This window comes from Bacillus sp. MUM 116 (genome assembly GCF_001866655.1).
In the GTDB taxonomy this organism is placed as follows: Bacteria; Bacillota; Bacilli; order Bacillales; family Cytobacillaceae; genus Neobacillus.
Genome location: NZ_MLYR01000023.1, coordinates 1 through 26,447 on the forward strand (window position 1 = coordinate 1; position 26,447 = coordinate 26,447).

Sequence of the window (26,447 nt, forward strand, 5' to 3'; positions counted from 1 at the left end):
CAGGATCAAACTCTCCAAGAAAGTTGATGTAGCTCTAAAATTTACGTTGGCTCGTGTTCTCTATATAATAGAAGAAACACGATTATTATTGTTTGTTGACGTTTTTGTTTGTTTAGTTTTCAAAGAACAAAATCACTCGAATTACCTTATCTAGCAATTCTTTTTTAGCACTTCATCTCGAAGCGACAAAAATTATTATATCACATCACTTCTAAACATGTCAACAAATAATTATTTTCAAATAATATTTGTTTTATGCTTTTCCGAAGCGACTTAATTAGAATATAACAATTATACTTTTACGTCAACATATTTTTTTAAAAAAATCATTAGAAATTGCTTTTCCCCATTAGGACAGGCCATTCAACCTGTTGGCAGTTTTATAAACGGCGAATATTTATATATAGCTCCAAATGACACGCAAGCCAATTCAGGCTTATGTTATTCATCCAAAACAAATGAAAATTGACCTAAGTGCATACAAAAAAAGCGAAACATGAAATAGAAATATCTGATCTCCTAATTCAGCAAGATAGAATCAAACAATTGAATCCAAAATAACAAATATCTATATTAACAAAAATCGGGAAGTGCAAGGCACCTCCCGATTTTTGTCGAATTCATTATTTCTTAATGCTGATTAGTTTCATTTCGGTCATTTCTTCGATGGCGTATTTTAGTCCTTCGCGTCCTACTCCGCTTTCTTTTACGCCGCCGTATGGCATATGGTCGACGCGGAAGGTTGGGATGTCGTTGATCATGACGCCGCCAACTTCTAGTTCTTCAGCTGCATTTAGGGCTTTGAAGATGTCATTCGTATAGATTCCTGCTTGAAGTCCATATCTTGAGTCGTTCACAAAGCGAATAGCTTCTTCAACGGAAGACACTTTGTTGATTAAGACAATTGGCGCAAATACTTCTTGGCAAGATACCTTTTGCTGTGGATCAACATTTAATAAAACGGTAGGCTCAACGATATTTCCCTCACGTCCGCCCCCAGCTGCCACTACTGCTCCGGACTGTCTAGCTTCTTCAATCCATGAAAGGGCTCTTTCGGCATCCTTAGGGCTGATTACCGCTGAAACATCGGTTTCCGGATCAAGCGGGTTACCAAGTTTCAACTTTTTCGTTTGAGCAACGAATTTTTCCACGAACTCTTCATATAGTTCTTCATGAACATAGGCTCTTTGCAGTGAAATACAAACCTGGCCAGCAAAGGAGAATGCTCCGGTAACAGTTCTTGGGATAATCGAATCAACATCGACACCCTTATCAACAATTAATGCCGAATTTGAGCCAAGCTCAAGTGTTACCCTCTTCAATCCTGCTTTATTACGTATACCAATTCCTACCGCAGGGCTTCCCGTAAAAGTAATCACTTTTACACGGTCATCCTGGATTAAAATATCACCAATCATGCTTCCGCTTCCTGTTACCACATTAAGCGCGCCGGCAGGTAAGCCAGCTTCTAGTAGAAGTTCCGCTAAGAAAATCGAAGTTAACGGCGTTTGCGATGCCGGCTTTAGTACAACCGTATTTCCTGCAGCAATTGCAGGACCGACCTTATGTGCCACTAAATTCATCGGGAAGTTAAACGGAGTGATTGCTGCTACAACCCCAAGCGGCTGCTTGATCGTAAACGAAATCCTTCCTTCCCCACCTGGAGCCGCATCCATCGGAATGGTTTCTCCGTGAATACGTCTTGCTTCCTCAGCAGCAAATTTATACGTCATAATTGTACGTGCCACTTCAGCCTTTGCTGTCGTCCAAGGTTTGGCTGCTTCTAGTGCAAGCAAACGGGTGCATTCTTCTTCATTTTTCGTTAGCAGTTCCACTAATTTTTCTAAAATCGATGCCCTCTGGTGTGCCGGCATTTTCGCCATTACGGGTTTTGCCTTTTCGGCAGCCGCAATCGCATCCTCTACATCCTGCGCATCAGCAAAGGCGATTTCAGCCAGCAGTTCATTATTAAAAGGACTATATAATGGACGGTACTCTTTCGCTTCCTTCCATTGTCCATCTATTAAAAGATGTTTTTTCATCTAGAACACTCCTATTCTTTAAACCAATTTTTTAAATATAGATTCAATTGTATCAAGTGCTTCATCTAATTGCTCATCAGTAATCACAAGCGGTGAAAGGAATCGGAGCACATTGCCGTATAATCCTGCACTAAGTACAATTACACCTTGCTTTTGACATTCAGCTACAAGTTTATTGGTTAAATCCTTGTCCGGCTCTTTTGTTTGCGGATCTTTTACAAGCTCCACTGCACACATTGCCCCTAAACCGCGGACATCACCGATTACATCATATGTTTCTTTTAAGCTGTTGAAACGAGAGATAATTTTTTCCCCAATCACATTTGCACGATCAAGAAGCTGATCTTCTTCAATTGTTTCAATCACCTTTAAGCCGGCCACACATCCAAGCGGACTTCCGCCATAAGTTCCGCCAATTTCTCCCGGTGCCGCAGCATCCATAATTTCCGCACGGCCTGTTACAGCACTGATTGGCAGCCCAGCAGCGATTGATTTTGACATGGTCATTAGATCTGGAACAACATCAAAGTGCTCAATCGCAAACATTTTTCCTGTGCGTCCAAAACCAGTTTGGATTTCATCCGCTATAAATAGAATGCCATGTTGTTCACAAATCTGTTTCACACCTTGCACAAATGTCTTGGATGGCACAATGAAGCCGCCCTCACCTTGAACAGGCTCCATAATAACGGCTGCAATTTCTTCTGCAGGAACTTCAGATTTGAAAAAGTCTTCTAGTTGATGCAGTAGATTTGCATCAAGGTCTTCTTGGCTAACCTCAAATGGTGCACGGTAATAATATGGGTAGCGGACTTTATAGGTATCCGGTGCAAATGGACCAAAACCAAATTTGTAAGGCTTCACTTTACTTGTTAATGACATTGCTAATAATGTTCTGCCATGGAAGGCACGGTCAAAAGAAAGAATGGCCTTTCTGCCTGTATATTTACGAGCAATTTTCACCGCATTTTCTACAGCTTCCGCACCACTATTTAGGAAAAATGTCTTTTTCGCATGTGAACCAGGTGTAATTTCATTTAACTTTTCTGCAAGTTCAATATATGGTTCGTACATCATAACGTTAAATCCAGGGTGGATATATTTCTGAATTTGTTCTGTTAGCGCCTCTACTACTTTAGGCGGGCAGTGTCCAGTATTTTGCGTACCAATCGCTCCGGCTAAATCGATATAAACATTGCCGTCCACATCTTCCAAAATCGCGCCATGGCCTTTTGCTGCAAAGGAAGGCACGTTATTAGATACTCCCACTGGTACATTCTTTGCTCTTCTTTCTAAAAGGGCTTCAGCTTTTGGCCCTGGAATTGATGTTTTAAGTTCAATTGTTTTTGTTGTTGTGCTCATGTTATTAACCCCTTTATTAATTTATTCAACTACTAATCTATAATGCAAGAAGTGTGCCAAGTGCTAAATCCCCTTTTTACAATCATTCACAGAGGAATTTCATTCAAAAATGAATATTCGCTATTCATAATTAAATGGATTAATAGAGTTCTCTTCTCCGGTCGGCTAAATAGTCAAAAACAGCGTTGGATTTTTTTAAATTCTCGAAAGAAAGATCAATGATTTGTAACGTTTCAACATCGTCAGAAATTTCGGCAATGATTTTACCGTCCGGCCCAATTACTGCGCTTTGGCCATGGTATTCATATTTCCCATTAGCCCCAATGCGATTGCAGTAAACCACAAAGAGTTGATTTTCGAGCGCTCTCGCCTGACTAAATAAGCGATGGATATATTCATATGGTGCCATATTGGCAGAATTCACGATTAAAAGATTTGCTCCTTGTAATGCAAGTACCCTTGCAGGCTCGGGAAATTCAATATCATAACAGGTGAGCATGCCCATTGTTAAACCATCATAACGAACAGTCTTAAGCTCATTTCCCTTGCTGAATAGTTCATTTTCTTCGGCAAAAAGATGTGTTTTTCGATAATAAGCTAATGCTTTGCCATCTTTCCCTACCAAGCAGGAGGTAATATAGATTTCCCCATCGGAGACGTACTCTGGGAAAGAATACAGTACGGAAACTGGGGAATCTGCTAGCATGCTTTGAATCCGTTTAAAGCTCTCCCCTTCACGCGCCTCTGCTATTCCTATCAATTGCTCCTTCGAGACTAGACCGGTCAGGTTTAACTCTGGTAAAACCAAGAGATCCGCCGATTGTTCAAAAGCTTTCATAATGGCAGAAGCCATTTTATTTAAATTTTCTTCTTTATTTCCATCCGCAACCGCAAGCTGCGCGAGGGCAATTCGATAATTCTTTTCCATCTAAAATCCTCCCATTAGCGATAAAAGAAGGGCTTGGATTTCCGAGCCCTCCACTCATTGCTATCATTAAAACAGCCTCATCCATTTCTTCAAAACGCATTTCCGGCGGCTGTCCTTTAAACATTTTCGTAAGAACTAGCAAATAGCCGAAACCGATTACTGCCCATGCTCCGCCTAAAATCAGTGCATTTCTATCAAGATTCACGAACAGCCAAATATCAAAACAGCAACCTATGACAGGAAATAATAAGTAGAAAATTTTGTCCTTTCCTGCCCGTTTGCCGCCTTTTATATAAAAGTGAGCAATTACGGAAACGTTTACTAATATAAAAGCGACAAACGCCCCAAAGTTTATAAATGAAGTGGACGTTGAAACACTTAGCTTTAATGAAAGTAAACCAATCACAGCGACAACCAGAATATTCAGTACTGGTGTTTTAAACTTTGGATGCAGGTAGCCAAAGATTTTTTTCGGAAGCGTAGAAACAACAAAAATCAATCCGCCGATTACATTTGTCAAAATGATGGCTCTCGGGATCGTTTTTTCAGGATTTCTTGTCTCTTCGGTAAAGGTTGAGATAGCATCAAAACCTAAGAATGAGTAACAGGCAATCGATGCTCCGGCCAGGACAAATGAAAATGAAACATGAGTATTCACGAAGGGACTTACAGAAAGAAGCGTGCCGGCTCCGCCCCCGCCTAAAACGCTTTTTATACTTAAAATAATAAATAGTGCAATAACTAAAAATTGAAACACCATCATAAGGAAGTTGACCTTGGTACTTAATTTAATTCCAAGAATATTGATTGCAGTTGTAACAATTATAAATAAGAGGATCCATAACCATGATGGTACAGAAGGAAATGCCGCATTTAAATAGGCACTTCCAATCAGCCAGATGGTCATTGGAATGAAGACATAATCGAGCAGGGTAGCCCAGCCGACCATAAATCCGAGGTGTGAATTAAGAGATTTCCTTGTATAGGTGTAGGCAGATCCGGCGACGGGATATGCTTTAACCATTTGCGTGTAGCTGAAGGCAGTAAAAAACATTGCAATTAAGGCAACAAGATAAGCGCTTGCCTCTAGTCCATGGGTTACTTCCGCAACAGTTCCATAGATTCCAAAGACAATCATCGGTGCTAAATAGGCAAGTCCAAATAAAACTAGATGCGATAATGTAAGTGATCGTTCAAACGTACCTCGTGATTTTCCATATATGTTCCCCCTTAAGTTGCCATAAAACTTTTAAGATAACGTTCATAATTTTGCAAACGCTATCTATTTGACTAATCCCTCTAATTTGAATAGTCAGAAAATTTTAGTTGTAGATTTGATTCCTCCTATATTTGTTTTGGTAGTACAGCCTTTCCTCTACCCTTAAACTTTTAAACCATCCCTATTATTCTATTATGCATTTTTCGTGCCAATTCTTTTTTAACGACATTTCAACTATCTTTATAGATATAATCCGACAGTTCATTCATTTTTGAATGGCAATTATTCAAAAATGAATGAACTGCTCTTTTAACTATATTAGAAAAACAATTGTACTATTTTTTATCGAACCTGCAGGCTGTTCTTTAGTTTGTTATAAAGTCTGCTGATTGTCGGCTGACTCACCTCTAACACTTCGGCCACTTTTGTTAGAGTCTTATATTTCAATAAAGCTAATTGAAGCAGCTGTCTTTCCGTATCCTGGACTGCATGCTGAAGGGGGATAATGTTATGCACTTCCACTGGATGTTGGTTTTTCTGACGGTTGTCCAATATTTTTACAAGGTCATTAGCGGTAATCATCTGCTCTGCCGTAACCACCATAGCCCGTTCTGTTACGTTTTGCAGTTGCCGGATGTTGCCGGGCCACTTATACGTCTTTAATACTTCCAATGCATCCTCTGAAAAATATTTTTTTGACGAAAATCTTTCATTATAATACTCAAGGAAATGGTGAACAATTGGTTCAATGTCTTCTATTCTTTCACGCAAAGACGGAATGAATAACGGAATAACATGAATTCGGTAAAATAAGTCCTCGCGGAATGTTCCCTTCGCAACCATTTCTTCCAAATTCTTATTGGTTGCCGTAATAATTCGAATATTAATCGGAATCGCTTTGTTGCCGCCAATTTTCATAATCTCGCGTTCCTGGATCGCCCTTAAAAGCTTTACCTGTAAATTTAGCGGTAATTCACCAATTTCATCTAAGAAAAGCGTTCCTTCATTGGCTAATTCGAACAAGCCCTTTTTCCCATTGCTTAGCGCACCTGTAAAGGCGCCTTTCTCATATCCAAAAAGCTCGCTCTCCAATAAATTTTCGGGAATGGACCCGCAATTGATGCGAATAAACGGTTTTTCCGCCCGCGGGCTCAGCTGGTGGATGGCCTGTGCAAATAATTCTTTCCCTACGCCAGATTCTCCGTACAGAGTAACCGTTGATTCGACCCGGGCAACCCGTTCGACTTCAAACATTAAATTTTTAATTTGTTCAGATTGATAGATAATCTTTTTCTCATTTCCATGCTGGACTTTCTTTAAGATATCTACCTCTTTACGATATTTTTCTTTTAACGTTTTGGCCTCTTCAAGTTCTTCCTCTAATTTTTTAACAGCTGTAATATCACGGGAAGCAATGACAATTCTTTCTAATTCATTTTTTTGATTAAAAACCGGGTTCCCAACAGCCAGTATTTTCCTACCAAAGCGGTTATGCTGGACAATCGAAATTTTCTTCTTTTCTTCCAATACTTTTCTTGTAACAGAAGGCTTAAACCAGCCTTTTTCTTCAAGTTCTAAAATATTTTGACCAATGACGGTTTCAGGGTCCACTCCCCATAATTGGTGGGTGCTTCGATTGGAAACTCGGATGATTTTTCCTCGACTGTCAACCACTAAAACTTCATCATAAATCGAATCGACAATTGCTTCCAAATCGGTCGTTATGGCTCTTAGGTCTTTAGAATAAGTATGTTTTACATGATCAACTTCCACTGATTTCTGATCCGTCCAGCCGATTATTTTCCCTGTATGATCCTCAATGAGGGCATAGGAGAAATCGTCATCGGCAAGTGAAAAGAAATCGTGGTTGGTTGTTAGGATAAAATCGGTTAGAAATACCACTTTTTGTTCAGGCTGGTCTTTTTGCATTAATAGATGAAAGCTATCGCAGATTCCGACAGGCTTTCCCTCTGATTCTATAATTAATAACCGGATACTAGCTTGAATCATCTTATCCAAGGCTTCCCTAACATTTGTTGAGGCATTGATTACGGCAAAGTCTTTATTATAATTCAAGAGAATTTCTTCCTTTCCCGCAGTTGAAATCATAATCTTGCGATAATTTTTTACTATCATTATGATAACACGGTTATACGAAAAGCGTAAGCGCATGCATTAGTCGGAAAGTGGCTTAATCCCCTTCGGTGTAGTTTTTTCGACATCAAAAGTTTATAAAAAATAAGCTGCCCCAACAACTTGGGAGCAGCTTATTAGCTTAAGTTTTTCCATTCCACCCGATATAAATCATGTCTGCGATCCCGTAATTGCCTTAATGACCCGGAATTCCGGGAACGCCTCAATTTTTCCAAATCAACATCACCTACAACCACGGTATCAATATTGGCATCACATTCCCCGACAATCCCGTCCCTTGCAAACTCAAAATCGGAAGGTGAGTAAATTCCTGATTGCGCATATTGAATATCCATGTTCTCTACATGTGTTAAATTGCCCACAGTTCCCGCAATACACGTATATACTTGGTTCTCAATTGCCCGTGCTTGTGCACAGCAGCGAACGCGGAGGTAGGCCTGACGATCCTCTGTACAAAAAGGCACAAAAATGATGTTTGCCCCTTTATCCACGGCAATCCTTGAGAGCTCTGGAAACTCAACATCGTAAGAAATTTGGATAGCAATTTTTCCGCAATCGGTGTCAAACACATTGATTTCATTTCCTTCTGATATACCCCACCATTTGCGCTCATCTGGGGCAGCGTGCAGTTTGGGCTGTTTCTCTATCGTACCGTCGCGGCGGAATAGAAAACCAACATTGTACAAATCCCCGTTCTCTTCCACGAAATGCGAACCGCCGATAATATTGATGTTGTATCGTACGGAAAGCAGTGTAAAGAGTTCAATGTATTGGTCAGTATAGGTCGCAAGCCTTCTTACTGCCTGATCGGGCCGTTTTTCTTCGAGAAAGGACATCAATTGGGTGGTAAATATCTCTGGGAACACAGCGAAATCTGATCCAAAGTCAGCAGCAACATCCACATAGTACTCGACCCGCCGGCTAAAATCCTGAAAAGACTCTATTTTTTTCATCATATACTGTACAGCACAAATTCGAATCGGAAAAGCTGTCCGGTGGATTCTTTTAGACTTGGGACGATAATCGACATTGTTCCATTCCATTAACGTGGCCATTGAATCTGATGCTTTGTCATCCGGCAAATATTTTGTGTTAATCCGTTTAATCGTAAATCCCTGAAGGAGCTGGAAGGACAGCACCGGGTCATAAATGCTATGCTTCTCAACGGCTGCAACATATTCGCGGGCAGTCATTTCATCCTTATATTTGTGGTAATTCGGAATCCTTCCGCCAATGATGATACTTTTTAGATTTAAGCGAACAGCGAGGTCTTTACGTGCCTCATAAAGGCGGTGTCCTAATTTCATCCGGCGGTATTCGGGGTCTACCATCACCTCTATCCCGTATAAATTAAAGCCATCAGGGTCATGGTTCGTGATATACCCGTTGTCTGTGATAACATCCCAAGTATGCTGGTCATCATATTCGTCAAAATTGACAATTAGACTGGAACAGGAGCCAACAATCTTGTCCTCATATTCCACACAAAACTGACCCTCAGGAAAAATTCGAATATGACTCAGCAGTTGCGCCCTTGTCCATGGAACCATATTGGGAAAGCAAACTTTCCCTAAGGCTATAATGGCGTCAATATCTTCAACCCGTATATTGCGGATAATGATTTTCTTTTCATATTTAGAGATATCTGTATCTGACATTTTTCTCACTTCCTGGCTTTTTGTTATTCCAACTCTCAAATATAGATGGATCGTTTTTTAGGTAAGTGATTATATAATTCCCTCTATCTCTAAAAATTAACGAATTTCTTCCATTAATTCATCTTTGAGTAAGGCTCTTTTCGTAAACTTTGTTACTTTTGGACCTTAATAAGGGTCAAATACTTAAGTTTCTAGGCCATTTTCGCAAAGTTATACTGGTTGATGAACTTATACGAAAAACAACAATCTATGCGAAAATAGCCTTGAGTAAAAAAGGCCCATATTAAAATAGAATGTTAAGATTAGGTAATTTTCTTGTAATATGGGTTGTTATAAAAATACCGCTGAGACTATACTTCCTTATACAAATCGAAATCCGATTAAGATGCAAAAACGAATAACAATGAAAGGACCAGAAAAACATGCATGATCATATCATAGCTTTTATTCTAGGAATCGTAGAAGGATTGACGGAATTTTTACCAGTCTCCTCTACAGGTCATTTAATTTTAGTAGGCAACTTATTAGGGTTTACAGGTCAAAAGGCCAATACCTTTGAGGTTGTGATACAGCTCGGCTCAATGCTAGCCATTTTAGTATTGTATTGGAAGAGATATTTATCTCTTTTAAATTTCAGTACGATTGGAAAACCAATTAAGAAATTAAATATTGTGCACATTATATTAGGTGTTATACCCGCAGCCATTGCCGGGCTTGTTTTACATGATTTTATAAAAACTCAACTTTTTTCACCAATAGTTGTAGTTTACAGCCTTATCGCCGGTGCTATTTTGATGATATTCGCAGAAAAAAAACATGGAAAATTCGTCTCTAATACGGTTGATGAATTAACATATAAACAAGCTTTGGCGATAGGACTTTTCCAATGCTTGGCTGTCATCCCCGGTTTTTCCCGTGCTGGATCCACCATTTCAGGAGGACTATTAGTTGGAGCGAATCATCGAACTGCAGCTGAATTTTCCTTTCTAGTTGCCCTCCCCATTATGGTTGGTGCAACCGGATTAGATTTAATAAAGAGTTTGGATTTTTTACAAACAAGTGACATTCCGATGTTCGCAATCGGTTTTATCACTGCATTTGTAGTTGCGATGGTCGTCGCAGTCGTGTTCCTTAAGTTAATACAAAAAATCGGACTATCCGTATTCGCCTATTATCGAATTGCATTGGCGATTCTATTTACGGTATTTGTTATTCTTTAATTGATAGATTTTTTTCTTACTGCTGGTTTGGATTGATTTTACAAAAATTCTGTAATCTAATATGATAAAAACTATACAGATGAATTTTTCTAAAAAGAGGTCTGAATGATGCTGCAAAAGTTTGGTTTTTCACAATACGAAAGCAAGGTTTATGAGATCCTTTCCTCCAATGACGAGCCGCTGGATGCAACACAAATTGTAAAATACTCCGGGGTTCCAAAAGCGAAAGTATATGAAGTGTTAACGCGAATGATTGAAAAAGGGCTGGTGCTGGATTCTGTTTCCGAAAAGAAAAAGCTCTATACAGCACTGCCGTTGAATCTTGTTATCGAAATGCTGACAAAGCAATTCCAAGAGAATATCAATCGTTTGAAACAAAATTCATACAAAAAACAAATAACCGACGACCGGGTATGGAGTCTAAAGGTCGATTCCTCGATTCAGCTAAAATGTAAACAGTTGCTTCAAGAGGCAAAGACATCTATTCAAATTTCTCTTTGGAAAGAAGACTTTCAAGATTTTTTACCTATTTTACTCGAACAAGAACAAGCGGGTGTTAAAGTAGAGGCACTAGTTGTCGGGGAAGTGGATGCTGGCGTTTCATCGCTTACGATTTTGTCTCCAAATGAAGAGCATCGTATGTTAGAGAATAGCCGCTTAATCATTACGGATGAAGAGGAGATTTTATTTGCCGGTGTCGAAAATGGCGCATGGCAGGCAATGATTACAAAATCACCGCCATTTGTAAAATTTTTCGCGGACTTCTTCTATCATGATTTAGCCTTGGCTAAAATCACAAAACGATTTGAAGAGACTTTGATGCAGGATGAGGAAATCAAAAACCTTTTAATGAGACTAAGATACTAAGAAAGCAGCGGGATTGAACCCCGCTGCTTTTATTTAATAATTGCTTCGAGTGCGATAACGACCATATCATTAAATGTCGTTTGCCGTTCCTCGGCTGTGGTTTCTTCCCCGGTAAAAATATGATCACTGACGGTCAGGATTGATAAGGCATTCACTCCATATTTTGCTGCCAGCGTATATAATGCGGTCGTTTCCATTTCAACTGCAAGTACGCCGTAATCAGCGAGCTTTTTCACAATATCCATGCTGTCACGGTAGAATAGATCCGCAGACAAGACATTGCCCACCTTTATTTCCATGCCGTTTTGCGTTCCAACTTGATAGGCATTCTGTAAGAGGCCAAAGTTGGCACATGGCGCATAATCAATTCCTGGAAAGCCCATACGATTCGTATTCGAATCCGTTGAGGAGGTCATTGCAAGAACTACATCACGGACCTTTATATCCTTTTGAATTGCACCGCAGGAACCAACACGAATAAGATTTTTCACTCCGTATTCACGGATTAATTCATTCACATAGATGGAAATCGATGGAATCCCCATCCCTGTTCCTTGAACGGAAACTCTTTTGCCTTTATAAGTACCTGTAAATCCCAGCATGCCGCGCACTTCATTATAACAAGTCACATTTTCCAAAAAGGTCTCTGCAATATACTTGGCACGCAAAGGATCTCCCGGTAACAAAATATTTTCAGCAATTTCCCCTTGTTTTGCATTAATATGAACACTCATTCTACCATGATGATGGAGAGGATTTTCTCCTACTTCATCATCATGCTCACCTCCTCTTTTCTATTTTCAGTTGTTTTTCTTGTGATGGAAAAAATGGCGCAAAGTAAGGCGAGGATGATGAAGACTCCGCCCACCGAAGCATTTGCCTGAACTGAATACTGATTGATCACCATTCCACCGATCACAGAGCCTAAGGCAATTCCGATATGCAAGGCCGAATTATTTAGGCTTTGCTGGATATCTGATGTTTCCGGCGCAGTTTCAATTAAATAGTTTTGCTGTGCTGGGGTAATGGCCCAGCTTAACATGCTCCAAATCATCATAACGATAACAAACAGCGTAATTGAAAAAGTGACATTCGGCAGAATAAACAGGGCGATAGCAAACACAGCCACAATGGTGATAATACTTTTCTTTGAACCCCATTTGTCTGCCAGCCAACCGCCCAGGCCGCCGCCGAAGACTGCCGAAATCCCAAAAATAAAATAAAAAATACTGACCCATGTGGCATCTAAATGTAAGGTTGTTTTTAAAAACGGGGTTAAGTATGCATAGAGGGCTAAATGCCCCGTTAAAAATAAAGCAGATGTTAAATGTGCCGATAATGTTTTTGAATTTTTTAATGTCTGTAATTGCTGTTTTAGCGAAATCATTGGCTTAGGTTCAATTTTATCTAAAAAGGCATAGACCCCGGCCATTGAAACAAGCGTTAGCACGGCTATTAGAAGAAACGGTGAGCGCCAGCCGAAATGGTTACCAATTACCAGTCCAATCGGTACCCCTAATACAAGTGATCCGCTTATTCCCATAAAGATGACCCCAATGGCCCGTGCACGAAATTCTTCTTTTACAATACTTGAAGCAATGGTTACAGAAAGAACCACTAAAAGGGATCCACTTGCAGCAGAGATGCTTCTTGAAAGAAATAATATGGAAAAATTAGGGCTTATAAAAGCAAGAATATTCCCGATTAGAAAAATGGTTAAGGTCCAAAGCAACAGCCGTTTTCTTTCCACTTTCGCGGTTACCGTTAAAAGGACAGGTGAAGCAATTGCAAAAACAAGTGAATAAATTGTGATGAGTTCTCCTGCGGTACTAATCGAAATATTAAGGCCGTTTGAGACCATGTCAAGAATCCCTCCGACAATCAGCTCCGCCATTCCGACCACAAACGACGCAATGGCTAAAAGATAGATTCTAAAATTCAATTGATGACTCCTCCTTTCGGTTGGTTGAGTGTTTTCTTATAAAGATTTATAATTAGTTACTACCATAATAGTAACCTTATAAATCATTCTATGCAAGGATTTTTTTCGCTAACAAAAAACCTAGTGCATCGCACTAGGTTTCAAAACAATTTATAAAACAATACTTACAATTACGCCTGACAGCACGCTGACAAGGGTAGCGCCATATAGCAGTTTTAGACCGAAGCGGGCAACGACATTTCCTTGCTTTTCATGTAACCCTTTTACAGCACCCGCAATTATTCCGATGGATGAAAAGTTAGCGAAGGATACTAAAAATACAGAAAGGATTCCAACAGTCCGCTGGTCAAAACTTTTTACCGCTTTTGATAAATCCATCATTGCCACAAATTCATTCGTAACCAGTTTTGTTGCCATGATGCCCCCGGCTCGAATCATTTCAGAAGGTGCAATTCCCATAATAAATGCCACAGGGGCAAATATATAACCAATCAGCTGCTGAAACGAAATTGAAAACAATAATTGAAACAAATGATTAATCGCAGCCATTAAAGCAACAAACCCAATCAGCATGGCACCGACAATAATGGCAACCTTAAATCCATCGAGAATATACTCCCCAAGCATTTCGAAAAAGGATTGTTTCCCTTCCTCATGAATCTCCAAAATATCTTCATTTGGTTCAACCCTATAGGGATTAATGATTGAAGTAATAATAAAACCGCCAAATAAGTTCAGAACAAGAGCCGTCACCACAAATTTGGGCTGAATCATATTCATATAGGCACCGACAATCGACATCGAAACCGTAGACATCGCAGAAGCACACAAGGTATACAAGCGATTCTCCGGCAGCTGTCCGAGTTGTTTTTTAACAGTAATAAATACTTCGGACTGACCGACCATCATTGATGCCACCGCATTATAAGATTCCAATTTCCCCATGCCATTAACCTTGCTAAGAACAAGACCAATTCCCTTCATGATAAGCGGAAGGATTTTTAAATATTGAAAAATCCCGATTAAGACGGAAATAAAGACAATCGGAAGCAGCACATTTAAAAAGAACGGTGCCTCGCCTTTATTCGCCAGCCCTCCAAATACAAAGGTTACCCCTTCATTTGCGTATTCCAGTAATTTACTGAAAACAGTTGAAATAGCCCGAATTATGATTAAACCAATTTCCGTATTCAATAGAATCCATGATAGAAGAATCTGAATGACAATCATGATTATAATCGGTTTAAACCTTACTTTTTTTCTATCCCGGCTGGCTAACAACGCCAGTCCAAATACAATTAGAAGACCAATAATTGCAATTACATATTTCATACATTACCCCCAAGTGATATCAAACTGCGCTTCCTGTAGACGCTTACAAACGTTTATTTTGGTTACTCCTAGTACAGTAACTATCTTTTTGAATATTGTGCAAGGATTTATGTATCTTTAATATGCCCCATAAACCCCCTGCATATTTACCCTTTACACCATCGTCCATCCCACACGGACAAAATGAATAAAAAGTCCACGTACGGTGTCAGGCACCGAAAAAAAGGCATCGAATAAAAAAGCGAATAAAAAAGGCGGATAGTTGAGAACATAGTTCTTAACTATCCGCCTTACTTTGTGCTTCTATTATTTTGTTACTTGAATTGTATATGGCTTAATTGTTGCGTTTCCATGTACATCCTTTACTTTGATATAGTATTTTCCTTTTTTTAGACGAACACGCATGACTTCGGATTGCCCTTGGGCATAGTAATCTGCATAGGCAATTCTCTTTCCTTTATGGTAAAGGGAAATGGCCCCATCAATTTCAGTGCCGCCCGAAAGCGAAATATAACCATTCAGTTTATCTTTAACATTTAATACATACCAGTCTTCATCCCCATATCCGACACCACTGTTTAAATTACCGGTTGCCATCCATGTAGTAGAATTTTTCTTTTTCAAGGAAAGCGGCTTAGATGGTACATTGTTTTTCACCTTCGATTTCCCATCCTCATCCTTTGCTGGTACAGGTGAAACGGATAAATTATACGGTACTAATGATAAATGTGAAGAGCTGGCCGTAAGCCCAATGACCACGACAATATAATTACATCCCTTTTCCACTTTAAAGGATCCATAATTATTTTGTGCACCTTCAAACAGCCCTTTGGCTATAATACTGGCCATTTCGGTGTCTGCTGCATCAATTTTCCGGTTCTTATTGACATCTTTATACACAATCACAGCACCATAAATTTGTGAGAAGAGCTCCTTTGGATATTTTTTCAACATGGCCGCACTAGGCTCACCGCTCTCAAATAGCAAGCTATAGACACTGGATTTTTTCCCTTGCAAATAAAACATGTCAATATCATTTGGTGTCGCAAAATTTCCATGAATCGTCGAAGACAGCAGATTTTTGGGAACGGTATCATTATCCTCATACTTATCTCCAGGGTTCGAAATGAGTAACTTGGAAGACAATTGATATGGGTCGAAGGAAATACCTCCCCCTGTCATTGGATTGCCCATAAAATGAATAAGATAGGTGTCATTCTTTTTCAAACCTGCAAAAATTTTATCTGCTAATTCTCCTGATTTCCAATTTCCATCATTCATATTCGATCCAGCCAAATCAACATCAATGACAGTCTTGCCATTTTCATCCTTTCCATTCAGCACATGAACAATTTCTATATACGGCTTTTCTGCCGAACCCTTTGGAAGGCTAAATTGATAAATCCCCGTTTTAGACGGCTTGATCTTATACCAATCCTCATCTCCCTGCGTTTGCAAATAACCCTTTATTGTTTTACCGGCAGGTGAAGACACGGCGCCCGCTAAAATCGATTGATAATAATCCGAGAGGGTACCATCGGGATTGGTATTACTGCTTTTATCCTCATCTTTTGGCAGTACCTTGCCTTGAATATTGACGGTATATGGCACTAGTGATGATTGCGCTTCTTCGCTGGTCTGGTCAACAAGAACCATCCCCTTTTCACCATCGTATTGTGCCATTGGTTTGCTTGAAACCTTAACTAAATATTCTGTATTAGGTTCAGCAGGGAATGTCAATGTTTCCCCTTCGCTAATTCCTTTACTGTTTGCCGCTGCAATTGGAGGCAGCTGATCAAACGGGACATTTCCATCCGCTGTTTTTTCATTATTCCCCTCTATCCCTTTCAATTCGGACAGACTATAGACTTGAATATTCGTCTTAATACCAGGTATTCCCGAAAGCGTTACCTTTGCGACATTTTCATTCTTCGTCTTAAGATAAAAGAAATCATCGTCCCCATTTTCCCCCATTAGCATTTGCGGAGTTGAAGTATATGGCAAAGATTTTACCGCTATTGGAGCATCCGCGGTCGACTCATCGGCTGGCATCACAGCAGAACGGTTAACTGAAAGATGATAAGTGGACTGTTTGGCCAGAGACTCATCATAATTTCCATTAACATCATTTACACCAATTGCCATTATTCCGGAAAAAGGAACCTTGATGAGTTTTCCTTCTGTTTTTCCTGCTTGTACCTTATTTACATCAATCGAAAGGCTTTGGTCCTCCCCATAAACACGAAGGGTCATTTTATAATCATATTGTTTTGGCCCCGCAAGTGCCGTTTGAATATACTCACCCTTTTGTACAGGGAATTGGTACCACTTTTGTTGCCGAGGTTTTGTTAAAGCCCCTGTTACTTCCTTTGTTTTTTTCACAGTAATGGATATGGCATTTTGTAAAATTTCCTTTTTCGTCCATGTGGTGTTTATAAAAGAAGGAAGTTTTTTAATATCGTATTTTAAGGCTGAAACGGGATCGACAAGACCATTACCGTATGTAAGGTCGTATCCTTTCGCTCCCAAATCCTTGGCTGTATGCTCAAGGATATATTCAACCTGTGCCGGTTTTAATTTTGGATACTTGGACAATAGTAAGGAGGCTGCCCCCGCCACCATTGGTGAGGCCATGGAAGTACCACTTAACGTCTGAAAGGTTGATTTTTTCTCATAATCATAGAATGGCGCGTAAATATCTTCCCCTGGCGCCACAATATCCATCGAAGGTCCATAGGACGAAAAATAACTTAAGTGCTTTGATTTATTGACAGAACCGACCCCGATTACGCCCTCATAGCTGGCAGGGTAATTCGAAGAAGATGCTCCATCATTTCCAGAAGCCGCCACAATGGTTACTCCTTTTTGAATGGCCGTTTTAACTGCATCTCCTAAAATGGAAGATGGCATAGGCGACCCCAAACTCATATTAATTACTTTCGCTCCGTGGTTTGCTGCATATAATACCGCCTGGGCGAGTGTATAGTCAGTAATAAATCCACCGCGGTCAAACACATCAATCGGAAGAATTTTTACATTTGGATTGATTCCATAGCCGCCAATTCCATTCCCCTTCGCCGCAGCAATGATACCAGTCACATGGGTACCGTGCTGGTCGGGGGCTCCATGATTCATCGGATTGATTTCATCATAGGCTGGAAGCACTTTCCCATTTAGTTCCGGATGGTTCCCGTCAATCCCTGTGTCTATGACGGCGATTGTAATCTTATTTTTCCCCGCTAGTTTTTGTGCTTCTGGAATTTTTAACATTGATAGGTAGTATTCATCCTTGGCCTTCGGGTCTGAAGGTACTGAAAATGTCTTATAAAGGACACTTCTTTCCACTGATAGAACCTTATTGCTGTTTTGAAAAGCTTTGGTTACTTTTTGCAGGGTGTCTTTTTTTAATAGCTTGACCACCATGTATCCTAGCTTTTCTACATTTTGAACGACAATATAATCCTGGTTAGCCCCTTTTACCTCACCATACAGGAGCGGCTGCTTATACTTGATAATCAGCGTATCATCGCTAAATAATGGAGTCTTGTTTTCTTCTAGCTTTTGTTTTAGTGATGCTGTTCTCTGTTGAATCAACGCCTTTGACGTTCCCAACTTACTCGCTGCCGAAACCTGGATGTTAGTAGTCAAAAGTGTGGACGTCATCAGTGTTGCGCCAATTCCAATGGCACTTAGTTTTCGCCAAACCGACTTCATGAATCCCCCTCTTTTCTATAAAACTAGCAATATCATACCATATGCTTCCAAAAAATATAGGTTTTGTTATAGGCAAATTTCTGCTGTTTTTCGACAAACATTCTTTAGGAATGAATAATATAAAAGGCTCCTTTTAAAGATAGAATAATCCCGTTTTCCATGATAAGAAGTATGTTTTGTAGATTTATATCTGAAAGAAGTAACACCGTTATAAGAAGAGGAAAGGTAAATAGTGGAGGAAAAACCAGTGCTGCAGGTAAGCGCACTTACTAGAACCATGCTAGCAATCACTACAATAATTGAAGTTTTAGGAAGAGCGGTGGTGATGATGAGCTCAGCATACACACGCAGAACAAAACTGCTATTAGGAAGAAAAAAATAAATATAAAATGCCAAGGATATTCCCTACATACCGCCACAAGATACAATCGCTATATTGGATTATGTTCATTTTTCGATACAACTTGTGCAATTGGAAGAAAACAAAAACAATAAATAAACCATTGGGCCAGACCCATAATGTTTTTGAAAAATATTTACGAATCCAAAGCCAATCCCAATTCCTAATAGATTAATCAAAATCGCTAGTAAAATAACCAAAGCTATTAATTTAAATCATCCTCTGTGCAAATCTACTTGGAAGATACTTGAAAGGTTAATACGTAGCTTCGATTTCCCTTGTTCAGCTCTGTATCCAGCCGAGATTGACAAAAATAAAGAACCAATAGCTAAAAATCCCGGGTGCTAAACCAGAACTTGAAGCATTCATTGACAATTCCTTTATTGTAATTGTGCAGTATATCGTTTATTTAGCTCACTACGTAATAAATCAATAAACGCTTGGCTTAAGTTTAATTCAAGTGCTTTATTAATAACTTCTAGCAATTGTTTAGTGTTAAGGTTCTCCATAATTATTTCACTCCATCCCTTCTTTTTCTTAATCAATACATGTTTATCACGATTGTTTCCACCGGTTTCTTCAAAGGTAAAGAAACCCTGCTAAAAGTAAATAATCATATAACTACTTTTTAGGAGTCCAACGGCTTGTGAGCCGACCATCTAAAATTTTTACCATAATCGAACCAAAAGAGGTTTGGAGTGGTATATGGAAAATGCAATGCAAATTTACAATGGTATTTTTTAAAATACCTGCTTTTCTCCATATTGTAGAGAAATAGGCTGTGTTTTAACTTTTATATCTCCAGCCAGGAAATAATTATGAGGGAAGATCAGCTAGGAACTCCCCCTCCGTCATTCCATTTTCATATTCTATAATCCAGAATCTGAAGAAATCATCACAGGGATCGGAGAAAAACTAAGAGTTCCTGAAGGGGTAATTATCCGTTGAAATTTTATTTTACCCTTAATATCAACTTGTTGACCTAAACTGAAATTTATTTTATTCGATATGAGTGCCGGAATATAATGAATTCTTAACCCATTAACCATTACCCCATCATGAATTCTGAGAAATAAGAGGTAATAATTTAGATTACCTTTCTTTTCATAAAGACGTTTACGAACGATTTCTCCTTGTATTCTCATGGTTTAACTTCCTCTCAAACCCATTTCATCATAGAAAATAAACTATCATAAAAATTCTTATTTGATTTGTTCAATCTTATGCCTTGCAAAGACTATGTCCCGAAATATAAATCGCTGGCAGTGCTCTTAAAACAACAAACAGCCTCAAGTAAGCACTGTTTGTTGTTTTACTATTTCTATCTAAATAAAAATGCAATACACACCCTATATTGTAACCAATTCCTTTTCTAAAGCCTTTTCGACTTTCACAAAGTCAAAACCAAGATCCTTAGCAACTGCTTCATATGTGATATTACCTTTTGCAACGTTAACTCCAAGCTTTAGTGGTTCGTTTTCTGAGATTGCTTTATATACTCCCTTATTCGCTATTTGCAAGGCAAATGGTATAGTAACGTTTGTTAGGGCTATGGTGGAAGTTCGCGGAACCGCACCAGGCATGTTTGCGACAGCATAATGAACAACACCATGCTTTTCATATATTGGTTGATCATGGGTGGTAATATGATCAATCGTCTCAACGATTCCACCTTGGTCGACCGCCACGTCAACAATGACTGAACCCGGCTTCATCCTTTTTACCATTTCTTCAGTGACGAGCTTTGGAGCCTTTGCCCCAGGAATTAATACGGCACCAACTAAAAGATCAGCCTCCTGAACTGCCTCCGCAATATTAAATGGATTCGACATTAACGTTTTAATTTGATTGCCAAAAATATCATCTAATTGACGTAAACGCTCCGCACTAAGATCGATAATGGTTACATCAGCTCCCAAGCCGATTGCCATTTTCGCAGCGTTCGTTCCTACTATTCCCCCGCCAATGATGGTTACTTTCCCACGGTTAACACCAGGTACACCTGCAAGAATAATGCCTTTCCCGCCATTAGTTTTTTGCAAAAATTGTGCGCCAATCTGTGCTGCCATTCGGCCAGCAACCTCACTCATTGGAGTAAGCAGCGGTAAGGTGCGATTGACTGAAACCGTTTCATAGGCAATGGCCAGGACGCCTTTTTCTTTAAGCGCTTCTGCTAAGAAAGGTTCTGCAGCCAAATGTAAATAAGTAAATAAAATTAAGTCTTTACGGAAATAACCATACTCCTGAGGAAGAGGCTCCTTTACTTTCATTATCATATCGGACCTATTCCATACATCCTCTGCATGATCAATAATTTCTGCACCAGTAGTTAAGTAATCTTCATTTGTGAAACCACTGCCAGAACCAGCTTCCTTTTCGACCAGAACTTTATGACCTGCATTTATAAATGAAATCACTCCAGCTGGTGTTAAAGCTACTCGGTTTTCATTATTTTTAATTTCCTTCGGTACACCAATAATCAAGATGAACATCCTCCCTCTAAACTCATTAATTAGCCGATTGTAACCCTATTTCAAAGGAGTCGATAATACCAACAATAGCAGCATCAATCGGAGAATTCTTATCTGCAGTTAATTTCTGTGCAGGTGAGCCTTGTGTAATAAGTACAAATTCTCCAATTCCCGCCCCAATTCTGTCCATTGCGGCTAAAGCATTTCCCACTGCTTCTTTCCTAGTATTTATAGGCTGAACAATAAGAAGTTTGATATTTTCCATCCCTTTTTCTTTTTGAATTGCCCAAACACTTCCAACCACTTTTGCTAATAGCATTTATAATCATCCTTTTTCTATAAATCTTACAGTCAATTTTTTCTCCTTCAATAAATCTTTTGCTAAAGGAGAGATGATAACACCCTTTGAAAGGTAGATACTATTATTGGGGAAATGGGCTTGCGATTCAATCCAGTCATGTGTGAGAAGCTTCTTCTTAAATATTGCCTTATTTTCTAGAGCATGGTCATTTTCTCTTAAATCAGACTCGCATGTTGATTGAACATCTTCCATCTTTTTAGTGAACTTTTGAATTACCGCCTCACTTAAATCCATTTGAGGAAAAAATTCAATTCCCAGTTCGGTCATTTGTTCTATATACGAATAAAATCGCTTTTGATATGGAGCAGGTAATGAAAGAGTGTTTAAACAACGGCGATCAGATCGCTTTATCCCCGGTGAATCCCCGCCAACTAATACAAATTTTTGTAGCATTATGGCGGAGAAAATAATTTCTGCCTTAATTGTTCCCTTTAAACCCGCGGCAACACGGGCAGCATTGTCTAAATCAATCTCAGGAATGATGATGCCGTCATAATCCTTCGCAAGTTCAATAGCGGCCGGAGAATATTCATCTGTTGCAATTACTCTTTCCGATCCAGTTGATTCAACTCGCTGCATCCCAAGCCATGATGAGGTTTCACCATCTAAAAATAAAATATCATAGCCAATTTTTGAATTTTTTAATTTAATAAACTGATCAGCAAAAGGTTCGTGTGCTGAACTATCACAAAAAACAAATAATACTTTTCCAAAATTCTCGTTTTCCTTTTCATGTTTCATCGATTGAACTACTTCTTGTACAACCGACTCAATCATTGCTCTAATATCCATCCTCCTCACCTCCCATTCACATAAAATTGATTGTTTTTCCCAATGACTTTAACGAGATCCCCCGTTTTTAACCCAGCGGCATTCCCCTCATCAAGGTCAACATGGAAATCCTTGCGGTAGCCGGGATTAACACGGACAATCACATCTGAAAAAATGATCCGCCGATCACCGGTTGTTTCCAGCAATAGCCGATCACCTTGCTCAACATTGAGTTCTTTTGCGTCATCAGGCGAAAGATGGACGTGACATTTAGCGACAATCACTCCTTTTTCAAGGACAGCACACCCTTTTGGACCAACTAAAGTTAGTCCGGGAGTGTCTTCGATAGAACCGGATAAGCGCACGGGGGGATGGATTCCAATTTGAAACCCATCCGAAATGGAAATTTCCACCTGTGTTTCCCCCCGTGCAGGCCCCAAGATTCTTACATTTTGAATAATTCCTTTTGGACCAAGTAATGTAACCTGCTCTTTCGCAGCAAATTGACCCGGCTGTGATAATTCACGGAGCGGAGTTAACTGATAACCGCTTCCAAAAAGGGCCTCGACATCTTGGGGGGATAAATGTATATGTCGATTGGAAACCCCAACAGGAATAAGCGGGCTTTTAGCTATCTGATTGGCGCTGTTCGCTTTTTTCCTCCCATGCAGCTGTTTCACTTCAATTCGTCTTTCGCGAAGAAAATCCCTCGCTGAAGGGGTAAGCTTTTCCCCTTCGCCTAGGATGAAAGGATTAGGAATCCCATTTTTCAGCATGGCCCTTAGTTTGGATTCCGTAATAATCGCCATGGTCTATCCTTCCATTTTCGGAAGGATTAACTCGATATCTGAATGCGGACGTGGAATAACATGTACAGATACCAATTCCCCAACACTTTCTGCAGCTGCAGCCCCGGCATCAACAGAAGCCTTAACTGCACCAACATCCCCGCGTACCATTACCGTTACAAGCCCGCCGCCGGCATGGACTTTCCCAATCAACCTTACATTTGCGGCCTTTGCCATTGCATCTGCTGCCTCTACAGCACCTACCAAACCTTTTGTTTCAATCATTCCTAAAGCTTCTCCACTCATTGTTTATTCCTCCTCATTTAAAATTTAATTCTTTAATTCTTTAATTCTTTTAAAATACTTTTTACGATTTCCATTACTTCAGCTTTGGAAATAAGCGGTTCATCGCTTGAAACCTTTTGCTGTGAAGCTGCTGGTGCTGCCGGAGTTTCATTTTTCATTTCCCTGACACCAAAAGCAACTCGTTTTGTATTCAATAAATGCTCCGGACCAATATTGTCAGATGAAATATTGTTTCCGTAAGTACCACAGCCGAGTGTTAACGATGGCGAAATACCGGTTGTGGCACCAATTCCGCCAAAAGTTGTCCCAGTATTGACAGCAACCCGAGAGACTCTTTGCGCTAGACTAAAGCGTTCAATGATTTGTTTGTCTTCACAATGAATCCCAAGAGTATGTCCTAAACCGCCTGCTTCTAATAGCTCGTTACACACTTTACTTCCCTCTGTGCAATTTTCAACCGTATAAAATGCAAGAATTGGAGAAAGCTTTTCAAGTGAAATCGGATAGGATTTTCCAATGTTTTCTTCCTCAGCGACTAGTACTCTTGTATCATCTGAAACAAGAATTCCAGCTATTTTTGCTAAAGCCTGCGGTGATTTCCCTACAATTTCCGCATTTAGGCTTCCATTTTTCAAAATAATCTCTTCAATCTTTTTCTTTTCATAATCATCAAGGAAGTATGCACCTTCTTCTTCAAGAGCAGCTTTAACTTTTCGCTTGATGGATTGATCAACTACCAGCGCCTGCTCCGAAGCGCAGATGGTTCCGTAATCGAATGTTTTACTATGAACGATTTGACTGGCCGCTTTACGAATATTGGCGCTGGAATGAATGTAAACAGGCACATTCCCAGGTCCAACTCCGTATGCCGGTTTTCCAGAGCTATAGGCCGCCTTGACCATTCCAGGGCCGCCCGTCGCTAAAATAAGATCTGTCAGCTTATGATTCATTAATTCCTGCGCAGAGGCAAGCGTTGGTTTTGAAATGCACGAAATCGCACCTTCAGGGGCACCTGCCCGGATCGCTGCTTCTTTTAAAATTTTCACAGCCTCATTCGTACAATTTGCTGCAGATGGGTGCGGACTAAATACAATCGCATTTCCTGACTTGATTGCAATCAATGCTTTATAAATAGCAGTTGAAGTAGGATTTGTCGTTGGCACAATCCCCGCTATAATTCCTGCCGGTTCCGCAACCTCCCAAACCTGCTTAGCATCATCGCGTGAAATAATTCCAATCGTTTTTCGATCCTTAATGGACTCGTAAATATCTTTTGCCGCAAATAGGTTTTTCGTCACCTTATCTTCTATTTTTCCAAACCCTGTTTCTTCTACAGCCATCGATGCAAGCCTGCCAGCCTCTTTCATCGCGGCATGTGCCATACTATGGACAATTTGATCCACTTGCTCCTGTGTCAACGTCCTTAGCTTTTTTTGTGCAAGTTTTGCCTGCTCGAGATTTTGTCTCGCTTCCTGAATTGACTCAAGATCCTTATCCAGGTACATTATTTATCGCCACCTTTCTCAGCCGGAAACTTGCTAATCTGTTTCAATAATTCCTCTCTCTTAGCTGAAGAAATTTCTTCGGACGATAAAGGAAAACCTTTATACGAATTAGCAAGTTCTCTTAGCTCTTGAAGACTACTTTTGGTCCAATCTTTTGGTTTATCGTTTTTCACTTCATTTTTTACTTCGATTTTTACTTCGTTTTTTTCTGGCTGTTCTTTCTTAAATAGGCCTGGAAAAACCATTTGAATAATATGGTTATCTGGTCTAGCTATGACATGAGAATGGCGTAATTGCCCAACCCTCTTAGCAGCATCTGACCCTACTTCGACAGATGCTTTGACACTTGCTACATCGCCGATGATATAAATGGTAACAATGCCTGAATCCGCCCCTTGGTAGGAGACCACCTTTACATCCGCCGCCTTTGAAGCAGCATCCGCCGCAGCAATCAGTGCCGGGAAGCCAATGGTTTCGATCATTCCCAGTGCATAGGCATGTTTTTGCAATCCATTCACCTCTTCACCTCTTGGCTAAAAAACTAAAATTCCACCAAAAGCTTTAATTTTTTAATTGTTTTCTAAAAATCGCCATTTTCTAGACGCAGATTAATTTTTGGAATTAGTTTATCTAATTCTCCAATACTATCAATCACATAATGAGCTCCTGCATCTTTAAAGCGTTTGGCTACAACCTCCATTTTTTCCGCTAAAAGGTCTGGGTCCATGGAATTTACTTCTTCTTCCTTTAAACCAAGCTCGCTTCCGCCCTTGATTATTCCAACACTCCAAACACCTGCATTAACGCCCTCTTTTACATCGCTTACTGTGTCCCCGACCTTAATGATATGCTTCATTGGGAATACTCCTAAATTCATAGCATTTAAGTAACACATCCAAGGATAAGGACGTCCCGCTGGTGCATCATCCGGTGTAAACATATAATCTGGTGCATAACCTTGTTTCTTTGCCTCAGGTGCAACAACAGCCATCATTTCTGATGTATACCCGGTTGTAGAGCCAATTTTAATTCCCTTCTGTCGAAGTCTTGCGACTAAATCAAGAGCACCCGGAATCGGTGTACAATAATTTCGGAGGCTGGCGAATAGCAATGGTTCAAAGTCGGCATATAAATCATCGACATCTTTATCGGTCGGAACTCTGCCGAATTTTTCCTTCCACACCCCGGCAATCCGGTCCATATCACACATTGCGCGAATATGATCCCACTTTAAAAGCCCCATTGGCGCACGGGCTTCCTCGTCTGTTACTTCTATTCCTCTTTTTCTAAAAATCTCTAAAAATACATTTAATGGTGCAAAGCAACCATAATCAACCGTTGTACCAGCCCAATCAAATATAACTGCTTCAATTTGGGGAGATTGATTACTCAATAGACGAACCTCCT

23 protein-coding genes are annotated in these 26,447 nt (G+C 39.8%); 2 read left to right on the plus strand and 21 right to left on the minus strand.

Annotated elements, in window-relative coordinates; genetic code table 11:
- Positions 1-623: 623 nt before the first annotated feature.
- The 6 genes from BIV60_RS06720 to BIV60_RS06745 form a co-directional block, all read right to left on the minus strand.
- Complete coding sequence (locus tag BIV60_RS06720) at positions 624-2,042, minus strand: aldehyde dehydrogenase family protein (protein ID WP_071354963.1); 1,419 nt, start codon at positions 2,040-2,042, stop codon at positions 624-626.
- 18 nt (positions 2,043-2,060) lie between these two features.
- Positions 2,061-3,404: a 4-aminobutyrate--2-oxoglutarate transaminase gene (gene gabT / locus BIV60_RS06725; RefSeq protein ID WP_071354964.1), complete on the minus strand. Its 1,344-nt coding sequence runs from the start codon at positions 3,402-3,404 to the stop codon at positions 2,061-2,063.
- A gap of 139 nt (positions 3,405-3,543) precedes the next feature.
- Positions 3,544-4,332: a carbon-nitrogen hydrolase family protein gene (locus BIV60_RS06730; protein ID WP_071354965.1), complete on the minus strand. Its 789-nt coding sequence runs from the start codon at positions 4,330-4,332 to the stop codon at positions 3,544-3,546.
- The gene (locus tag BIV60_RS06735) at positions 4,277-5,470 is read right to left on the minus strand and encodes an APC family permease (RefSeq protein WP_071354966.1); all 1,194 of its coding nucleotides are present in this window, start codon (positions 5,468-5,470) and stop codon (positions 4,277-4,279) included. The genes BIV60_RS06730 and BIV60_RS06735 overlap by 56 nt, the downstream gene beginning before the upstream one ends.
- Before the next feature lie 423 nt (positions 5,471-5,893).
- The gene (locus tag BIV60_RS06740; RefSeq protein WP_177177233.1) at positions 5,894-7,627 is read right to left on the minus strand and encodes a sigma 54-interacting transcriptional regulator; all 1,734 of its coding nucleotides are present in this window, start codon (positions 7,625-7,627) and stop codon (positions 5,894-5,896) included.
- A 194-nt stretch (positions 7,628-7,821) separates the two neighbouring features.
- Positions 7,822-9,363: a bifunctional GNAT family N-acetyltransferase/carbon-nitrogen hydrolase family protein gene (locus BIV60_RS06745; protein ID WP_071354968.1), complete on the minus strand. Its 1,542-nt coding sequence runs from the start codon at positions 9,361-9,363 to the stop codon at positions 7,822-7,824.
- Positions 9,364-9,785: 422 nt separating this feature from the next.
- Here BIV60_RS06745 and bacA point away from each other — a divergent pair, with 422 nt between their 5' ends.
- Positions 9,786-10,583 carry an undecaprenyl-diphosphate phosphatase gene (bacA, locus tag BIV60_RS06750; protein WP_071354969.1) on the plus strand — a complete coding sequence of 266 codons (798 nt, stop codon included), beginning with the start codon at positions 9,786-9,788 and terminating at the stop codon, positions 10,581-10,583.
- A 108-nt stretch (positions 10,584-10,691) separates the two neighbouring features.
- A complete protein-coding gene (locus BIV60_RS06755) occupies positions 10,692-11,450 on the plus strand; it encodes a TrmB family transcriptional regulator (RefSeq protein WP_071354970.1) in 759 nt (252 codons plus the stop codon).
- A 29-nt stretch (positions 11,451-11,479) separates the two neighbouring features.
- Here BIV60_RS06755 and deoD read toward each other — a convergent pair whose 3' ends face one another.
- The 15 genes from deoD to phnX all read right to left on the minus strand — a co-directional run bounded on the left by deoD (position 11,480) and on the right by phnX (position 26,433).
- Entirely contained in the window at positions 11,480-12,184 is a 705-nt protein-coding gene (deoD, locus tag BIV60_RS06760) for a purine-nucleoside phosphorylase (protein WP_071354971.1), read from the minus strand.
- 29 nt (positions 12,185-12,213) lie between these two features.
- Positions 12,214-13,392: an MFS transporter gene (locus BIV60_RS06765; protein WP_071354972.1), complete on the minus strand. Its 1,179-nt coding sequence runs from the start codon at positions 13,390-13,392 to the stop codon at positions 12,214-12,216.
- 150 nt (positions 13,393-13,542) lie between these two features.
- Positions 13,543-14,724, minus strand: coding sequence for a NupC/NupG family nucleoside CNT transporter (locus BIV60_RS06770; RefSeq protein ID WP_071354973.1), 1,182 nt, complete (start codon positions 14,722-14,724; stop codon positions 13,543-13,545).
- A gap of 306 nt (positions 14,725-15,030) precedes the next feature.
- Positions 15,031-18,438, minus strand: a complete 3,408-nt coding sequence (locus BIV60_RS06775) for a S8 family peptidase (protein WP_071354974.1) — start codon at positions 18,436-18,438, stop codon at positions 15,031-15,033.
- A gap of 66 nt (positions 18,439-18,504) precedes the next feature.
- Positions 18,505-18,783 carry a hypothetical protein gene (locus tag BIV60_RS30855; RefSeq protein WP_371261508.1) on the minus strand — a complete coding sequence of 93 codons (279 nt, stop codon included), beginning with the start codon at positions 18,781-18,783 and terminating at the stop codon, positions 18,505-18,507.
- Positions 18,784-19,218: 435 nt separating this feature from the next.
- A complete protein-coding gene (sda, locus tag BIV60_RS28185) occupies positions 19,219-19,347 on the minus strand; it encodes a sporulation histidine kinase inhibitor Sda (RefSeq protein WP_083402138.1) in 129 nt (42 codons plus the stop codon).
- Positions 19,348-19,707: 360 nt separating this feature from the next.
- Positions 19,708-19,983, minus strand: a complete 276-nt coding sequence (locus BIV60_RS06780; RefSeq protein WP_071354975.1) for a hypothetical protein — start codon at positions 19,981-19,983, stop codon at positions 19,708-19,710.
- A gap of 204 nt (positions 19,984-20,187) precedes the next feature.
- On the minus strand, positions 20,188-21,321 hold the full coding sequence (gene ald, locus BIV60_RS06785; RefSeq protein ID WP_071354976.1) for an alanine dehydrogenase: 1,134 nt from the start codon (positions 21,319-21,321) through the stop codon (positions 20,188-20,190).
- A gap of 25 nt (positions 21,322-21,346) precedes the next feature.
- Positions 21,347-21,628: a EutN/CcmL family microcompartment protein gene (locus BIV60_RS06790; protein ID WP_071354977.1), complete on the minus strand. Its 282-nt coding sequence runs from the start codon at positions 21,626-21,628 to the stop codon at positions 21,347-21,349.
- A gap of 6 nt (positions 21,629-21,634) precedes the next feature.
- On the minus strand, positions 21,635-22,462 hold the full coding sequence (locus BIV60_RS06795; RefSeq protein WP_071354978.1) for a hypothetical protein: 828 nt from the start codon (positions 22,460-22,462) through the stop codon (positions 21,635-21,637).
- 5 nt (positions 22,463-22,467) lie between these two features.
- Positions 22,468-23,250 (minus strand): phosphate propanoyltransferase, encoded by a 783-nt coding sequence (gene pduL, locus BIV60_RS06800; RefSeq protein ID WP_071354979.1) that lies wholly within the window; start codon positions 23,248-23,250, stop codon positions 22,468-22,470.
- A gap of 3 nt (positions 23,251-23,253) precedes the next feature.
- The gene (locus BIV60_RS06805; RefSeq protein ID WP_071354980.1) at positions 23,254-23,535 is read right to left on the minus strand and encodes a BMC domain-containing protein; all 282 of its coding nucleotides are present in this window, start codon (positions 23,533-23,535) and stop codon (positions 23,254-23,256) included.
- Positions 23,536-23,567: 32 nt separating this feature from the next.
- The gene (locus tag BIV60_RS06810; RefSeq protein ID WP_071354981.1) at positions 23,568-25,040 is read right to left on the minus strand and encodes an acetaldehyde dehydrogenase (acetylating); all 1,473 of its coding nucleotides are present in this window, start codon (positions 25,038-25,040) and stop codon (positions 23,568-23,570) included.
- A complete protein-coding gene (locus tag BIV60_RS06815; protein ID WP_256218313.1) occupies positions 25,040-25,558 on the minus strand; it encodes a BMC domain-containing protein in 519 nt (172 codons plus the stop codon). The genes BIV60_RS06810 and BIV60_RS06815 overlap by 1 nt, the downstream gene beginning before the upstream one ends.
- A gap of 62 nt (positions 25,559-25,620) precedes the next feature.
- Positions 25,621-26,433 (minus strand): phosphonoacetaldehyde hydrolase, encoded by an 813-nt coding sequence (gene phnX / locus BIV60_RS06820; RefSeq protein ID WP_071354982.1) that lies wholly within the window; start codon positions 26,431-26,433, stop codon positions 25,621-25,623.
- Between the last annotated feature and the right edge of the window lie 14 nt (positions 26,434-26,447).

What these genes read in the sequence shown, in the direction of transcription:
- bacA (WP_071354969.1), top strand. Translation starts at nt 9,786, where the DNA reads ATGCATGATCATATCATAGCTTTTATTCTAGGAATCGTAGAAGGATTG.
- gabT (WP_071354964.1), bottom strand. Translation starts at nt 3,404, where the DNA reads ATGAGCACAACAACAAAAACAATTGAACTTAAAACATCAATTCCAGGG.
- BIV60_RS06790 (WP_071354977.1), bottom strand. Translation starts at nt 21,628, where the DNA reads ATGCTATTAGCAAAAGTGGTTGGAAGTGTTTGGGCAATTCAAAAAGAA.
- BIV60_RS06780 (WP_071354975.1), bottom strand. Translation starts at nt 19,983, where the DNA reads ATGAGAATACAAGGAGAAATCGTTCGTAAACGTCTTTATGAAAAGAAA.
- BIV60_RS06730 (WP_071354965.1), bottom strand. Translation starts at nt 4,332, where the DNA reads ATGGAAAAGAATTATCGAATTGCCCTCGCGCAGCTTGCGGTTGCGGAT.
- BIV60_RS06745 (WP_071354968.1), bottom strand. Translation starts at nt 9,363, where the DNA reads ATGTCAGATACAGATATCTCTAAATATGAAAAGAAAATCATTATCCGC.
- BIV60_RS06775 (WP_071354974.1), bottom strand. Translation starts at nt 18,438, where the DNA reads ATGAAGTCGGTTTGGCGAAAACTAAGTGCCATTGGAATTGGCGCAACA.
- sda (WP_083402138.1), bottom strand. Translation starts at nt 19,347, where the DNA reads ATGGAGAACCTTAACACTAAACAATTGCTAGAAGTTATTAATAAAGCA.
- BIV60_RS06755 (WP_071354970.1), top strand. Translation starts at nt 10,692, where the DNA reads ATGCTGCAAAAGTTTGGTTTTTCACAATACGAAAGCAAGGTTTATGAG.
- BIV60_RS06770 (WP_071354973.1), bottom strand. Translation starts at nt 14,724, where the DNA reads ATGAAATATGTAATTGCAATTATTGGTCTTCTAATTGTATTTGGACTG.
- BIV60_RS06720 (WP_071354963.1), bottom strand. Translation starts at nt 2,042, where the DNA reads ATGAAAAAACATCTTTTAATAGATGGACAATGGAAGGAAGCGAAAGAG.
- pduL (WP_071354979.1), bottom strand. Translation starts at nt 23,250, where the DNA reads ATGGCGATTATTACGGAATCCAAACTAAGGGCCATGCTGAAAAATGGG.
- deoD (WP_071354971.1), bottom strand. Translation starts at nt 12,184, where the DNA reads ATGAGTGTTCATATTAATGCAAAACAAGGGGAAATTGCTGAAAATATT.
- BIV60_RS06795 (WP_071354978.1), bottom strand. Translation starts at nt 22,462, where the DNA reads ATGGATATTAGAGCAATGATTGAGTCGGTTGTACAAGAAGTAGTTCAA.
- BIV60_RS06735 (WP_071354966.1), bottom strand. Translation starts at nt 5,470, where the DNA reads ATGATTGTCTTTGGAATCTATGGAACTGTTGCGGAAGTAACCCATGGA.
- BIV60_RS06805 (WP_071354980.1), bottom strand. Translation starts at nt 23,535, where the DNA reads ATGAGTGGAGAAGCTTTAGGAATGATTGAAACAAAAGGTTTGGTAGGT.
- BIV60_RS06810 (WP_071354981.1), bottom strand. Translation starts at nt 25,040, where the DNA reads ATGTACCTGGATAAGGATCTTGAGTCAATTCAGGAAGCGAGACAAAAT.